This window comes from Chloroflexus aurantiacus J-10-fl (assembly GCF_000018865.1).
In the GTDB taxonomy this organism is placed as follows: Bacteria; Chloroflexota; Chloroflexia; order Chloroflexales; family Chloroflexaceae; genus Chloroflexus; species Chloroflexus aurantiacus.
The window spans coordinates 3182166-3197141 of record NC_010175.1 but is presented as its reverse complement, the minus strand read 5'-3'; the positions used below and the strand labels follow the sequence as shown (position 1 = coordinate 3197141).

The following is a 14976-nucleotide window of genomic DNA, read 5'->3' as shown; positions in this document are numbered from 1 at the left end:
TTCGGCACGACGTCTCCCACTGCAATCATGCCGCGTTCCGTTCCTAATACGTACCGCTCACGATACGACTGTTCCCTGACATGTTGCTCACGATAGCACATGATTGACACCATGCGTATAGTTATGGGTAATGCATAGCCCGCCGGGGGCGGGAACTACTGGCACCGGATGGTTTCCGCTGATGCAAGCTGGTTTAGGGTGGCGATACCCTGCTGGGCGCAGGTGGTGAGTGAGCCGGAGGCGTGCGCTCCCTGGGTGTACAGACCCGACCCACCCTTACCCGCACCCGCCGGGGACGGGAACCACCAGCGCCGGGTGGCTTCCACTGATGTAAGCTGGTTCAGGGTGGCGAAATACCTTCTACGAACGTGGTCGTATTTCCATACCACTCAACTCCAGTGCAGTCATGATGCCTTCACGCAACGTACTGCGGGTACGCACATCACCGAGATCAATACCCAAATTGATCATAGTTTGAGCGATGGCGGCACTGATACCGGTGATAATCACTTGTGCGCCAAGCAAACGGGCAGCTCTGATGGTCTGGAGCAGATAATTAGCGACCGCAGTATCAACCATTGGCACACCGGTAATGTCGATGATAACAACATCGGCCATCTGTTCGGCAATACTTGATAGCAGGTGTTCCATTACATGCTGTGCTCGCCGAGAGTCAATAGTCCCGACAAGCGGCATGAGCAGAACCCCTTCAAACAGCGGCACAACCGGCGCGGCCAGTTGGGCAATCGTTTCTTCGAGCGTAGATTGACGCTCGTTAAGCTCTTTGAGCTGGTCTGTCAACTGACGCTGGTTATCATAGCGCCGTTGCAGGTGAGCGACCATATCGGCGACAATCTGGGTGAGGTATGGGCCGCGTGGATTGCACGGCGGGAACTGGGTGCGGGCATGATCCAGTTCGGCAGCACGATCAGGTCGGTAGCGCTCGACAACGGGAATAAGACGATTAAGAACAGCATCCACCACTTCAGGCTGAAACGTGAGCAGGGTGGCAAAGCTGCGGTCAGCCTCACGCTCAACCGGTACCTGATTATCAAGACCGCATAACACAGCGCAAAACCATTCGGTCAGTACAAGCAAAAACCACTCCTGCCGCAGAGGATCGTCTGATGCCAGCGTCACTGCGATATGGCGCTCTTCGGGTACCGGCGGGATGCCACCGGCAAAAATGCAAATCGAGCTGGCAATATTGGCCAGCTCAAGATAGCGTTGCGTCTCCTCCCGCCAGTGGCTGCTTTCTTGAAAGCCGGTGAAGATAACACTCGGCAACTGATTACGGATGATGCAATCTTCGAGGGTGTGGCTGATGTCAACGAGGGTTGCCTTGCTGGCAAGAAAGGGCTGGACATCGGGAGCAAGGGTTTCCCTGATCAGGGAAAAGAGTGATGGTAGTGGTGAAGGTGTATCTGCCATTGACAGTTCCCTTTTTGAAATCCCGGTTGTTGCCAATAATGTCGCCAGACGATGACGCAAAGGACGGTAGTGATTCTGGTACGAAGTGAGATGAGTTGAGAGATTGCATTGTAGTCAGCCAGAAGGTACTTCAACCATTCTTCGACATCATATGCTCTTGAACCTCTGGGTTACGTTGCTGATATGATCTTCGTCGCTGGTATAGGCAGGAGCCCAGGCTACCGTTCTGGTTTGATCAAGACAGAGATCGCAAGAGCTGGGGGTTTCTGCTTGACCAGGACGACTTACCTTGCCACGAAACTGGTGGCGTGTGTTTGCCTCACTTACAATATTGCACCCGTTGCCGTTACTCACAATAACGGTAACTGTGCAGTTGTTTTGAGACAGGTTTTATTTGAAGCATAAGAGAATGGTATCAGAAATCAGAGCGTCGTCAATAGAATCATCGCCATCAACACACGATATAGATCAAGATGATCACTTCTCCACGTCATCCGGTAGCCTACCGGTACGAGCATATTCCTGTACTGCCAGGTAAATCGCCCGCGGTGTGCCATCGGGATGCACGAAGTTCCAGGCATCGGGATACGAGCGGGTGAGAAATGGTGTGCTGAATTGCCAGAGGATGGTGGCTTCCAGCCAGGGATAGTGGCGTGATTGTTCGTAGGTGGCGATTGTCCAGCGTATCCGATCAGCAGGACGCACTGCACCACTCCAACGCGGATGGTCGTTGTAGCCGCCTTCGGTGATGATGATGCGCTTGTCGCTGCCGCCCAGGCGGTCGAGTAGTTCGCGTACCAGTTCGATGCGGCGAAAATTGACCCGGTCAACGCCGGGTTCAGCATCTGGCGGTTCCTGGCCGCCGTAGGCGTGGACGGCCCACATGTCGAAAAAGGGGAATGCTCCAGCGTCGGCGAGCGAGGCCAGGAATTGCATATCGTCCATGCGCAGATTGCCGCCTTCCAGGCTGGGGCCAGGCGATAGTGCGCCGGCGATGACGATGGCCTCTGGTGCGGCTGCTTTGATCGCCGGGTAGGTCTGTTTGAGCAGATCGGTGTATGCACCGGGATCGGGCGGTCGTTCACCCCACTCGAACCGTAAGTTGGGTTCGTTCCAGATGATGATATGACGCACGCCCTGCGGAGCGTAGCGTTCGGCAAACGCCGCCGCAAAATGGGCAAAATCGGCAAAGTGGGCACGATCAAGGTAACGATCGGTGGTGTTGGGTGGGCGTGCCCAGGCCGGTACGATGTCGAGGCGGGCCACGACATTGAGACCCTGCGCTCTGGCGTGGGCAATCACCAGATCGGCACCTGTCCAGTCGAAACCGTAACGTGAACGGGGCTGAATGTAGGCCCAGGGAAAGAGTTCTACGATCCAGCTTGCCCCCATCTCGTTGACCTGGGCCAGAGTACGTCGGATGTAGGCTTCGTCGCCGATGCCGGTGAGACGGGTATGAACGCCGATGAGAGGATTGGTCGTCGCTACCGTGCGTGATGGTGGCAGGTTGATCGGTCGAGGCAGGCGCGGTAGGAAGAACTGGAGTCCGCTGAGCAGTATCAGGGTTGCGATGAGAAGGTAGATGCGCAGGCCGGCAGCTAGTGAACGTATCATGAGCATGTTGGCAGCAGGTGTACGAGTAATTGGACACAGGTATTGTACCACTCAGATCAAATTTTGAGAGGATGAGATCACATCTGAAAAACCATCCATTGCACACGATGAGAGGCATTCCCATTCACCGAATTCCCGTGTATGGCAAGGTGAATGGCACAGGCACCGTCCGTAGGGGCGGGTTGAGAACCCGCCCCTACGGAACCCGCCCCTACACACCACCGGCACCAGCACGCTGTGGGGCAGGCTGCCAGCCTGCGTTCGGTCATCCTCATCATCAGGGTTACGTATCGGCACGGGAGTCCGCTGCAATCCGCGCCGGATCGTGAGTACGACTGGCGCGGCAGCATGGCTACCGCACTCCAAACCATGCAACCCGGTCGGGAAGACGAATCCACGTCGGTGTGTGATACGACGGTGTGGCAGCGGAAACGTGGTGTGTCGTTTCGGGTGGCGCGAGGGTGATAGGTGAATGGGTCACGCTTGCGCGGCGATCAGGTTTGGTATTACTGCGCGCGGTGGCGTGCTGATTGTGGTCGGATGTTGTGGGCGAGGGGCGAGAGGAATTCTCTCGTTTATGGCGATGGGCGGTGGGCTGGTACGGCCTGCGCGAAGGCTGGAAGGTGCAGGAAGCGGTAAAAGTATGTCTGCGATCCGACGCATGGTCAGTGATGGAGAGGGGACGTTGTGCAATAGCTGTTCATTTGCCTTGCGTGGGATTCGTAGCCGTGCTATAAAGATAAAGGCGAAGGTTGTTCATTTTTGCACATAGAACAGGAAGCGCAGTCCTATGCGAATCGTTATTGCAGGTGCCGGGCCAGCCGGTATGGTGGTTGCCCGCACGATGGTTGAGCGTGGTCATGATGTGATTGTGCTCGAAAAGCGGGATGTGCCCGGTGGTAAGGTGTCGGCGTGGCAGGATGCCGATGGTGATTGGATCGAGAGTGGGTTGCACGTTTTCTTTGGGGCATACCATAATTTGCTGGCGTTTTTGGAGCGGTATGGCCTTGGCGATACGTTTAACTGGAAACCGGCAGAGATGATTTTTGCCTCTGAACGCCATGGGCTGGCACCGATCCGGTTTGTGCCGTGGCTGCCGACGCCGTTTAACGGTCTGGCCGGTGTGCTGGCGTTTAAGCCGTTACCGCTGCGGGATAAGTTGCGGATGGGGCTGGGATTGCTGCGGGTTATTCTCGGTGATCAGGCGTATGTTGATGCGCAGGATAATGAGACGTATGCCTCGTGGCATTTACGGCACGGGATGGGTCAGCGTTCGCTCGATGAAGTGATGCATACGATGGCGCTGGCGCTGAACTTTCAACGTGCCGACCGGGTTTCGGCCAAGCTCCCCTTGACCGCTATGCTGCACTTTGCGCACGAGAAGGAAGCGCCACGGATGGCGTTGGTGAAGGGTTCGCCTGATACCAATATCTGGCGGCCTTTGATTGCGCAGATTGAGCGTTTGGGAGGGAAGGTTGAGCTGAATGCCCGCGTGTCGGCTATTGAGTATGATAGCGAGACAAATCAGGTTACCGGTTTTCGGCTGGACGATGGCCGGCTGGTGACCGGCGATGTGTATGTGTCGGCGATGCCGGTACACAATCTGCGTAAGGTGATTCCGCCGGCGCTCCGTGAGTTGCCCTACTTTGCCAATTTGAGTCATCTGAAGGGTTCGCCGGTGATTACGATGCAGCTCTTCTTCGACCGCCGTATTGCGGGAGTGGATAATTTGCTTTTTAGTGCCGGCACGCACCTCAGTGTGTACGCTGATATGGCTATGGTGGCTCCGGAGTACCATAAGGGGGAACGGAGTATTATGCAGTTTGTGGTTGCGCCGGCAGCCGAGCTGATTACGTTGCCCGATGATGAGCTGGTGCAGTTTGTGATGAGTGAGTTTGTCAGGCTGCATCCGAATGCCCGTGAGGCGAAGTTGTTGAAGTATACGATTGTGCGGATTCCTAATTCGGTGTATCAGGCGTTACCGGGTGTTGATAAGTACCGACCGGATCAGGCGACGCCGGTACGCAATTTCTTCCTGGCCGGTGATTACACGCGCCAACATTTTCTGGCTTCGATTGAGGGAGCGGTGATCAGCGCCAATCGGTGCGTCGAGCGGATTACCGAGGCGCAGGCGCGCGGTGATCTTGTGTTGCAACCGTACATGAGCGTAGCAGCCGATTGAGACATCCCGTATACTGATGATAGACCAAAGCAACCAGTGCTGATGTCCACAGGTTGACTCTAAGAAGTTTTGTATTTGCTAAGGGCTGCTATGCTCGCCATCGATTCTCTGCTCAACGGACACTACCGGATCACGGTTGCGCTCGATGCTTATCCTGATGCCGGGTTGTATCGAGCGATTGATCAGCGCTCTTCGCTGCGGGTGTTGATTACCGCACTGCCGCAACCCAATCAGGCTGCGGTTGATGATGTGCTGCGGCTGGCACGGGAACTGGCGCAGATACAGATGCCGGGGTTGCTGGCACTGCGCGACTATTTTGTCCTGGATCAGGTGTGTTATCTGGTCGCCGATGATCCTGGTGGTTCAGACCTGGAGCGCTTTGCGCGTGAGCGCGGATCACCATTGCCAGAGAGTGAAACCCTGGCTATCGTTGATCGGTTGTTGATGGTGCTGGATCGGTTGCACCATCACCAGCCGCCGCTCTTGCTGGGTGATCTGCGCACCTGCGATCTCTGGTCGTCACCAGAAGGTGGGTTGAGCCTGGCCCCCTTTGCCTGTGTCCGCCATATTGGGGCTGAGACGACGCCATACCGGGCACCTGAACTGTATGATCACAGTGTTGAGCCGGCACAGGTGAGTGATATTTATGCGATTGGCGCGGTGCTGTACCATCTGCTTACCGGTTGGCCGCCACCGCCCGCCAATCAGCGGCAGAGCGGAATGCCGCTCAATTCGCCGCGTGCGCTCAATCCACAGGTGTCGGTATTGGCCGAACAACTCACGCTGCGCGCGCTGGAGATGAAGCCGGCGAACCGGTATCAGCGGGCAAGCGAGATGCGTAGTGCGCTGGAGACGGTGCGCCTGATGGCGGGCAGGCCAATGGGGGCTACGGCACCGATTGAAAAGCCGGTTGCGCCGTCCGCCACCGTTCCTGCCGCACCTCCACCACAACCCGCGACGATTGCCACGGCTGCACCGGCCACGACATTACCACCGGCACCACCACCAACGACGACGGCAGCACCGGCGGCAGGAGTAGCCGCGCCCACCGCTCCGCCCCGCCCGTTGATCAGTACCTCGTGTCTGCTGGCAATCGTCGGTGGCCTGGCAGTGGTTGCGGTAGGGGTGTGTGTGCTGCTGGCGGTGCTGGTGGGTCTGTACATGACGAATGCTTCGTTGTTTGGCTTACCCGGTAATACGGTCGCAACGCAATCGACTGTTGCGCCTGCGCCGACGACAAATGAAGCGCCGGCGGTTGATTTGTTGCAACAGGTCAACGCGATTACTCAAACGGCGCAACTGCGGGAAGATAGTCTGGGGGCAGCGGCTTACAGTCCTGATGGCTTGCTAGTAGCGGTGGCGGTAGGATCGGCGATTCAGTTGCGCGATGCTTCCTCTTTTCTCGTTCAGGCGACGCTGAGCGGTCACGAGGGCGATGTCAGTTCGCTGGCATTTAGCCCCGATGGGGCAATTCTGGCTTCCGGTGCTCAGGATGACCCGGTGGTACGGCTGTGGGATACCGGTACTGGCCGTGAAATTGCACAACTCCGTGGACACAGCGACTGGATTCGCTCACTGGCGTTTAGCCCCGATGGTCGCTTGCTGGCGTCGGCTAGCGTTGACCAGACGATTCGGATTTGGGAAGTGACAAGCGGGCAGACAACAGCCATCCTGCGTGGTCACACCGATCTCCCCGGCAACGTTGCGTTTAGCCCTGATGGGCAATGGCTGGCTTCAGCCTCACGCGATGGTACGGCCCGGTTGTGGGATGTGAGCAGTGGACAGCAGATTGATGCTTTTAGCTTCAGCGCACCGGTTGATCCCACAACTAACGCCCCCTTCTGGCTGACCGGTATCGCTTTTTCTGGCGATGGCCGCCAAATCGCAGTTGGCTCAGTCAATGGCAATGTCTATCTGCTCGATGCAGCAACCGGCAATGTCCAGCGCGAGTTGCGGGGGCATGATGGTTGGGTAGTAATTCGCGGGGTTGCGTACAGTCCTGACGGTCGCCTGCTGGCCAGCGCGAGTCTTGATGGTAGCGTTCGTCTGTGGAGTCCGACGAGTGGTGCTGAGCGTGGGGTGTTGCAGCAGCGTGGTTTGCGCTTGCTTGGACTGAGCTGGAGTCCAGATGGCACCCGCATCCTCTCGTCGAGTGATATGGGCGGGAATCTGGTCATCTGGGACGTCGAATCCACGCAGGTTTTGCAAAGTTTTCAAGTGACTCAGGGGGTAGTGACTGGGGTACGGTATAGCCCCGATGGTCAACGTCTGGTGGCAAGCGGAGCGAATGGCGCTGTGCGCGTTCACATGCTCGATAGCGGTCGCACGACGAGCCTGGATGGTGGTGCAGCAACAGCCCAGTACATTGATTTCATCGGCGATGCTGAAGTTGTGGCAATCAGCGAAGCCGGCGAGATTGTAACCATTGATCTGACCGGTAGTCGGCCCAACGAGCAGTTGAGCGGCATGAACGGATTTCCCCTCAACCTGACGGTCAGCCCGGATCGCAGCATGATTGCGGTGGGAAACGAACAGGGTGAGGTCTATCTATGGGAAACATCCAGCCGGCAATTTTTGCGTCGGCTGAGCGGGTTGTCGGGGCCGATCTATTCACTTGCGTTCAGTGACAATGGAGCATATCTGGCTGCGGTGACCAATCAACCTGCTGACGCACCGCAGATTGCGGTCTGGGAAATGGCGCGTGGTGGGCAGCCCCAGATTCTGCGTGGTCATAATGGGCCGGTGACCAGCCTGATCTTCGTCAATAATCTTTTGCTAAGCGCCAGTAGCGATGGTCTGCTGCGCGTGCGAGACGTCACCCGCAACAACAACGAGGTCTTGCAAATTGAAGTTCCCCAGAATTGGGGCTGGTTCACCAGCCTGGCCGTGACCCCTGATCACACCCTTCTGATTGCCGGCACGATTAGCGGGCATCTGCTGTTCTACCGTCTGGACGACGGAACGCTGCTGCGGGAGATCGATCTGGCAGAGTACGGTGCGGTGCTGGCCGTTGCCGTAACGTCTGATGGCACACAACTGGCGGTGAGCACCCGTGATGAAGGTATCCTTTTGTTCGATCTGATGCCTGATCGGTGAAATCTTCCTCGTATGATCGGCGTGTTTGCCCCGTGAGAACGCTCGTCAAGCAATTGGCCATCAACCAGTCAGCACCGTGCTGGAGTCAGGAGGGCTGAAGCCCTGCCTGACAACATGCAAGCTCCGTTGGGGCTGGCGTGCGGGCTGAAGCCCTCCCTCACGACCTGCAAGCCCCGTTGGGGCAGAGAACCCTCCCCGCCGGCAGGTTAGCCCCGCAGGGGCTTCGATGAATTGATGCAGGGTTTTAACCCGCCGATCCCTTAACCCGCCAGCCTCCTTAACCAGTCGCTCACCAACCCACCTGTTCATCAACTCGACATTCCATTCACCCAAAACTGACTACTACGCTGCCCATTGTTCAATACGCTGAACAGCAACAGCGACACCACCCTCGGCACGCATGCGACCACTGACCATCGCAGCGCGAGCACGATGTACCGGATCAAGCGCTTGCTGCAACGCTAAGCTCAATCGCTCAACCGATAATGCCGACACCGGGATTGGTGGTGGGTTGGCACCGGTCTTGTGCGCACGCCAGGCCCAGAACGGCTGATCGGCAGCGAAGGGAACGATCACCGATGGAATGCCGGCGCGGAGGGCACTCGCTGTAGTGCCTGCGCCACCGTGATGGATCATTGCGCTGGCACGGGGCAACAGCCAGTCGTGTGGCATTTCATCGGCGAGATAGATGGTATCAGGAACCTGATGTGGCGTAAGACCCGCCCATCCGCGCTGAATAATGCCGCGTTGTCCGGTACGCTGAAGCGTTTCCAGCACGATGCGCGCAATGTGTGGAGCATCATGCGTAGCCATACTGCCAAAGCTAATCACTACCGGTGGTGGGCCAGCAGCCAGAAAGGCTTGCAGATCAGGCGGCGGTTGCCAGTTCGTCGCTTCTAACCACCACGAACCGGTTTGCACTGTCAGCGGGGCAGACCCCGGCGGAACCAGAACGGCACTGTAGGCTTGTAACAATCCAAACTGGCGTCCCGGTGCCGCCCATGGCAAGCGTGATGGCCCAATATCAGGCGCTCGGCGGTGGAGGATGCGGTAGCTCAGGCTTTGGGTATAACGAAAGATGGTGTGGGCAAAGACATGGCTGAGCCGACGACCGGCCAATCCAATCCGATCAGTAGGCCACGCAATGTTGGCGATGTCGGCTGGCGGGTCGAAGAAGGGAAAGAGATCGACGGCACATTCAGGCAACCCGTATTGGGTTGCGTAGAGATGACCGAGAGCGACGGTCAAAAATGAATGGACGATCATGTCGGCGGAGCGAGCCGCTGCTTGAATACGCCGGGCTACTTCAATGCCCAACGGTAATGCAAAACGGGAGATGATGCCAATCAGACGCAGCGGTTGCTGGCGTGACTCATCGGCGATCTGACGAGCCAGTACCTCAACATTGCCGGGCAGAGGCAGAAATGTGATGTGATGATCAGCCGCAAGGGATGCAAAACGTGCGGGTGCAGCCAGAACAGGGGTGTGACCGGCCCGATACAACGCAGCACCAAGCGCAATAAAGGGCTGTACGTCACCCCGACTACCATAGGTAATCATCAACATGCGCATACTGTCTCGTTAGATAACAATACCCGATTCCTGCACCATCATGCGCTTTGCTCTCCCATCACCCGCAGGTATTCCTGGTCAAATTGCCAAAGCAACCCTTCCGATTGGGCATAGGGGCCAGGACGATAAGCACGCGAGCTGATGCCCTGCTGGGATAATTCACAGACGTGCCAGTCCTGGCGATTGGTTCGATCCCAAAACTCGACTGCATCCGAGGGATCAAAGTCGGAAGCAGCCATCACATCAGGGTCAAAATACCACTCGCAGATAATCGTTGTGGCATCGGGTCGGCGTGGGATCAGGCGATGCGCCATCATATAATCGGGATGCAGACTCAGCAGCAGGTTGGGGAAGATAGAATAGTAATAGACACGTTTATGATCTTCGACCGGCAGGTTGGGCAGGGGCGGTCGCCGGGTCTGTCCGTTCAGAGTCATACTTTCGTGGGTAAGTTCCATATAACCGCCGAGAAATGGGCCACTGGTCAGATCATTCCGTCCGCTTTGCCAGGGCGAGATAGCAACCAGTTCGGGATGAATCAGCGGACAATGGTAACATTCAGAATAATTCGCCACAATCAGCTTCCAGTTCGCAGCCACCTCGTAAGTAATGCGGGCACCGCGCCGCAAGCGCGCCATCTCCCAGGCTTGAAACTTGCCGATCAACGGTGCGAACGCTTCTGTGAATGGTTGTGGCTGGTCAGCTAACGACACAAAGATGAAACCGTCCCATTCAGCTACCGCCGCACTGAGGAGAGGCCAGTCATCCCGCCGAAAGCCGGGCGCATCCTGCATATAACGAGCAGCCGCAAGCGTCCCGTCGAGGCGATATGTCCAGGCATGGTACGGGCACATGATCGTTTCGTGAAAGCGACCTTGCATCTCAGTGCAGAGACGTGCACCTCTGTGACGACAGACGTTATAATGAGCGTAGATTTGACCATCGTGGTTGCGGAGCAGGATCAGACTCTCGCCGGCAACTTCGATCAGACAGTAGCTCCCGGCTTCTGGAATGTCGGCGCTCCTGCCAACGCACATCCACTGAGTGGCAAAAATCCGCTCTTGTTCGCGGGCAAACACGTCAGGACTGGTAAACCAGACTCTGGGCAGGGTGTAGGCCGGGCGATCAATGGAAGCACGAACAAAGGTCGTCATACTCACCCCCGTGCATTTGCGGTATAATACCGTTTGAAAAGATAATCCTATCGATAGTCTCAAAGGAGGGACGAATGTTCAACCCTTTCAAGCGGAAAGACCAGGCTCAATCCGATCAGAGTCATCGCGTCCCGCCGGGCCAGTATGTTACCGAGAAATTTCCAGTATTGCACTACGGTTCTGTTCCTAAGTATACCAATGTTGAGGAGCAGTGGGATCTGCGCTGTTGGGGTGAATTAGCGGAACCGGTGCGCTTCAGCTTCCGCGAATTTCGCGCTTTGCCAACCACCACCATCAAAACCGATATTCATTGTGTAACACGCTGGAGCAAGCTCGATACAACCTGGGAAGGGGTTAGCTTCCGCGAGTTTCTCCGCCATATTCCACCGCTGAAGCCATCGGCCCGCTTTGTGATTGCGCATAGTGAGCAGGGGTATACTGCAAACCTACCGCTTGAAGCCCTCCTTGACGATGATGTGATGCTGGCATACAAATATGAGGGGCAGGAGCTGACCCCAGAACATGGCTATCCGCTGCGGCTACTGGTGCCAAAGAAGTATTTCTGGAAGAGCGCCAAATGGCTGCGGGGGATTGAATTTCTCGACCATGATCGGCTGGGATTCTGGGAGCGTTACGGCTACAACAACAACGCTGATCCCTGGCGTGAAGAACGGTATGCCGACGATTGATACCAGTGATGAGCGAGTCGCCGCAGCCATCGCCGAGCAGCAGGAACTCCGTGCCCGTGTACGCTTGCACGACGACTACAGCGAATTACAGCTCGTTGCCGGGGTCGATGCCGGTTTTGAAGCCGATGGTACGCTCATTCGGGCGGCGGTTGTGGTTGTGCGGTTACCCGATCTGGCACCGGTTGATTATGCATTGGTGCGGCAACCGGTGACCTTTCCCTACGTGCCCGGTCTGCTTGCTTTTCGCGAGGCACCGGCAATTATCGCTGCGATCAGACAATTGCGGACGACGCCTGATCTGATCATCTGCGATGGTCACGGCATTGCCCATCCGCGCCGGTGCGGCATTGCCTGTCATATCGGTGTGCTCCTCGATCTACCGGCAATCGGTTGCGCAAAGCAACGTCTGATCGGGCGATTTACCGAACCCTTGCCTGAACGCGGTGATCGCAGTCCGTTGTACGATGGCGATGATCTGATTGGATGGGTGGTACGCACCCGCGCTACTGCCCGACCGGTCTTCATCTCTCCCGGTCATCGAGTCAGCCTTGAGCGCGCCCCCGATCTGGTGATGGCCTGTACCACCAGATTTCGCCTGCCCGAACCGACGCGCCTGGCCCATCGCCTGGCTTCGCACGACGACGCACCGCTCACCTCAGATTCTCCGCCACTGTTGTAAAAAAGTCGAAAAAAACCGCGTACCTTTTCGCGGGTTTGCACGGTTTCTATAGTAGGAAGCAAACCAACCGGAGGGAAACCGTGCGCTGGTTTATCATTGGCTTGATCGTCGTGCTGGTGATCGGCAACAACTGGCGAGCAATCGAAGCGCAGACGCCGCAGGTGCTCATCAATGAGGTCATGCACAATCCGGCAGTTGGCCCGGAGTGGGTCGAGCTGTACAATCCGGGTTCGCTACCGGTCGATCTCAGCGGCTGGCGGATCGATGATGCGGTCATCGGCGGCCCACACACACTCATTGGTGCAGGTGTGGTTATTGAAGGTGGCAGTCTCCTCGTCATCACCCTGTCCAGCGCGATTCTCAACAATAACGATCCTGATCGGGCGCAGTTGAGCGATACGTCAGGTCAGATTGTTGATCAAAGCCCGCTGACCATCGTCAGTCGTGACCAGACAATTGCCCGTCAGCCAGACGGCAGCGACACCTGGCAAACCGGTGCGCCCTCACCGGGAGCGTGGAACAGCGGTGTACCACCACTGCCGGCCCACACCAGTTCACCCACAACGGAGACAACCGGCTTGCCGGTGTCACCCGACCCGATCACAGCGACGAGTACAACCATCACAGCGGCGGCAACCGTCGTCACCACCACCAGCGCGGCGATTGAGACGGCTACCCCTTCGGCGACGGCCACTGCCACCGCGACGGCAACTGTCACAGGCACCCCCACCGCCACCCCACCAGCCGCCTTCGACCAGGTAGTGCTGAACGAAATCGCCGCCGCCGGTGATCAGGAGTGGGTCGAACTCTACAATCGCGGGCCGAACGAGGTCGACCTGGCCGGATGGTGGCTGGAGCGGATCGGCAGCAGCGGCAGTCGGGTCGTGCGCGAACTGCCGGACACCATCCTCCTCGCCGGCGCGCACCTCCTGCTCCCCCTCGCCAAAGGCACCCTGCCCGACAGCGGTGCCCGGCTGAGTCTGGGCTGGGGAACGATAGCAATGAGTCAGGCGATTGACTACCCGGCGCTGATCGCGAGCACCGTCTACGCCCGCCTGGGCGATGGCGCAGAGCAGTGGCAGGCGCTCGCCCAGGCCACACCGGGCACGGCAAATGTGCTGGGGGAACCAACGAGCACCCCATCTCCCACCACGACTGCCACCAGCATACCCACTGCCACTGAGACGGCAACGCTCACCCCTACCGCCACCCCACCAGCCGCCTTTGACCAGGTCGTGCTGAACGAAATCGCCGCCACCGGTGATCAGGAATGGGTCGAACTCTACAATCGCGGACCGGGGGAGGTCGCGCTGGCCGGATGGTGGCTGGAGCGGATCAGCAGTAGTGGTAGTCGGGTGGTGCGCGAGCTACCGGACACCACCATCCCCGCCGGTGCGCACCTCCTGCTCCCTCTCGCCAAAGGCACCCTGCCCGACAGCGGCGCCCGGTTGAGTCTGGGCTGGGGAACGATGGCAATGAGTCAGGCGATTGACTATCCTGCGCTGACCGCGAGCACCGTCTACGCCCGCCTGGGCGATGGAGCAGAGCAGTGGCAGGCGCTCGCCCAGGCCACACCGGGCACGCCAAACGTGATCACAGAGCCAGACGCCCCGATCATTACCGATACCGCAACCACTACCGCCACCGGTTACCCCACTGCCACGCGCACGCCGACACCAACCCGCACGCCGACACCAACCCGCACCCCGACACCAACCCGCACGCCGACACCAACCCGCACGCCGACACCAACCCGCACCCCGACACCAACCCGCACGCCGACACCAACCCGCACCCCGACGGTGACGCGCACCCCGACACCAACCCGCACCCCAACTGCAACCCTTACCTCAACCACAATCCCAACGGCCACGCCGACCCCATGGCCGGTTGGGTCAGTCGTGATTCGTGCGCTGCTACCGGCTCCCGCAGTTGGGCAGAACGAATGGATTGAGCTAAGTACACAACACACCCTACCGGTCAACCTGGAAGGATGGTTCTTCAGCGATAGCAATGGCCAGCGTCGCCTGCTATCAGGATTACACCTGGAAGCGGGGGCAACACTCCGCATACCCATCACTCGTGCATTTCTCAACAACAGTGGCGACACGGTCACATTGCACGATCCGGCGGGAACACCAATTGACACCTTTACCTACGTTGCAGCAGCGGTTGATCAGGTTATCGAGCGCGAACCGCTGATGGTACCAATAGCAACGGAGTGGGAACACGCCGGCGCATCTGCTGTCGTTGCGCCTGACGCAACCGACAGCGCACAGCCGGTTATCACAACGCCAGGATTACGACCAACCGAACGACGACCGGCTTCGTTAGCGCTCCGTTCACCGCAGCCCGGCTACCTGAGTGTGACTGCTGCTCCCTCGCCAACCGCAACACCATCAACTGTGCAAGCAAATATCTGTCAAGACTGTACGCAACCGGGTTGGTCGTGGTCACGGATCGCAGCGGCAATATTGGGAGTTATCTCCTTCCTGCTCTTTGTTACTGAACCAACACCACAACGGACTGCGCGCAGAGAACATGATGTGCTATAATCTC

9 protein-coding genes are annotated in these 14976 nt (G+C 57.9%); 5 read left to right on the top strand and 4 right to left on the bottom strand.

The window, feature by feature from the left end:
- Nucleotides 1-360: 360 nt before the first annotated feature.
- Nucleotides 361-1431, bottom strand: coding sequence for a DICT sensory domain-containing protein (locus CAUR_RS12345; protein ID WP_012258217.1), 1071 nt, complete (start codon nt 1429-1431; stop codon nt 361-363).
- 477 nt (nt 1432-1908) lie between these two features.
- Nucleotides 1909-3045, bottom strand: a complete 1137-nt coding sequence (locus CAUR_RS12340; RefSeq protein WP_242604921.1) for a glycoside hydrolase 5 family protein — start codon at nt 3043-3045, stop codon at nt 1909-1911.
- Between the two features lie 790 nt (nt 3046-3835).
- Here CAUR_RS12340 and CAUR_RS12335 point away from each other — a divergent pair.
- Together CAUR_RS12335 and CAUR_RS12330 are read left to right on the top strand one after the other, a co-directional pair.
- Nucleotides 3836-5227: an FAD-dependent oxidoreductase gene (locus CAUR_RS12335; protein ID WP_012258215.1), complete on the top strand. Its 1392-nt coding sequence runs from the start codon at nt 3836-3838 to the stop codon at nt 5225-5227.
- 90 nt (nt 5228-5317) lie between these two features.
- Nucleotides 5318-8323 (top strand): protein kinase domain-containing protein, encoded by a 3006-nt coding sequence (locus CAUR_RS12330; protein WP_012258214.1) that lies wholly within the window; start codon nt 5318-5320, stop codon nt 8321-8323.
- Between the two features lie 342 nt (nt 8324-8665).
- Here the strand turns inward: CAUR_RS12330 and CAUR_RS12325 are convergent, their stop codons facing one another.
- Together CAUR_RS12325 and CAUR_RS12320 are read right to left on the bottom strand one after the other, a co-directional pair.
- Nucleotides 8666-9895: a glycosyltransferase gene (locus CAUR_RS12325; protein ID WP_012258213.1), complete on the bottom strand. Its 1230-nt coding sequence runs from the start codon at nt 9893-9895 to the stop codon at nt 8666-8668.
- Nucleotides 9896-9933: 38 nt separating this feature from the next.
- Nucleotides 9934-11049, bottom strand: a complete 1116-nt coding sequence (locus tag CAUR_RS12320) for an aromatic ring-hydroxylating oxygenase subunit alpha (protein WP_012258212.1) — start codon at nt 11047-11049, stop codon at nt 9934-9936.
- 74 nt (nt 11050-11123) lie between these two features.
- Between CAUR_RS12320 and CAUR_RS12315 the strand changes: the two genes are divergently transcribed.
- The 3 genes from CAUR_RS12315 (at nt 11124) to CAUR_RS12305 (ending at nt 14972) form a co-directional block, all read left to right on the top strand.
- Nucleotides 11124-11738, top strand: coding sequence for a sulfite oxidase-like oxidoreductase (locus CAUR_RS12315; RefSeq protein ID WP_012258211.1), 615 nt, complete (start codon nt 11124-11126; stop codon nt 11736-11738).
- Nucleotides 11725-12417 carry a deoxyribonuclease V gene (nfi, locus tag CAUR_RS12310; protein ID WP_012258210.1) on the top strand — a complete coding sequence of 231 codons (693 nt, stop codon included), beginning with the start codon at nt 11725-11727 and terminating at the stop codon, nt 12415-12417. Before CAUR_RS12315 ends, nfi begins: the two co-directional genes overlap by 14 nt.
- Before the next feature lie 80 nt (nt 12418-12497).
- Nucleotides 12498-14972 (top strand): lamin tail domain-containing protein, encoded by a 2475-nt coding sequence (locus tag CAUR_RS12305; protein WP_012258209.1) that lies wholly within the window; start codon nt 12498-12500, stop codon nt 14970-14972.
- The last annotated feature ends 4 nt before the right edge of the window (nt 14973-14976 follow it).

Coding starts and splice junctions, on each gene's coding strand:
- CAUR_RS12345 (WP_012258217.1), bottom strand. CDS start 1,431: ATGGCAGATACACCTTCACCACTACCATCACTCTTTTCCCTGATCAGG.
- CAUR_RS12340 (WP_242604921.1), bottom strand. CDS start 3,045: ATGATACGTTCACTAGCTGCCGGCCTGCGCATCTACCTTCTCATCGCA.
- CAUR_RS12335 (WP_012258215.1), top strand. CDS start 3,836: ATGCGAATCGTTATTGCAGGTGCCGGGCCAGCCGGTATGGTGGTTGCC.
- CAUR_RS12330 (WP_012258214.1), top strand. CDS start 5,318: ATGCTCGCCATCGATTCTCTGCTCAACGGACACTACCGGATCACGGTT.
- CAUR_RS12325 (WP_012258213.1), bottom strand. CDS start 9,895: ATGCGCATGTTGATGATTACCTATGGTAGTCGGGGTGACGTACAGCCC.
- CAUR_RS12320 (WP_012258212.1), bottom strand. CDS start 11,049: ATGACGACCTTTGTTCGTGCTTCCATTGATCGCCCGGCCTACACCCTG.
- CAUR_RS12315 (WP_012258211.1), top strand. CDS start 11,124: ATGTTCAACCCTTTCAAGCGGAAAGACCAGGCTCAATCCGATCAGAGT.
- nfi (WP_012258210.1), top strand. CDS start 11,725: ATGCCGACGATTGATACCAGTGATGAGCGAGTCGCCGCAGCCATCGCC.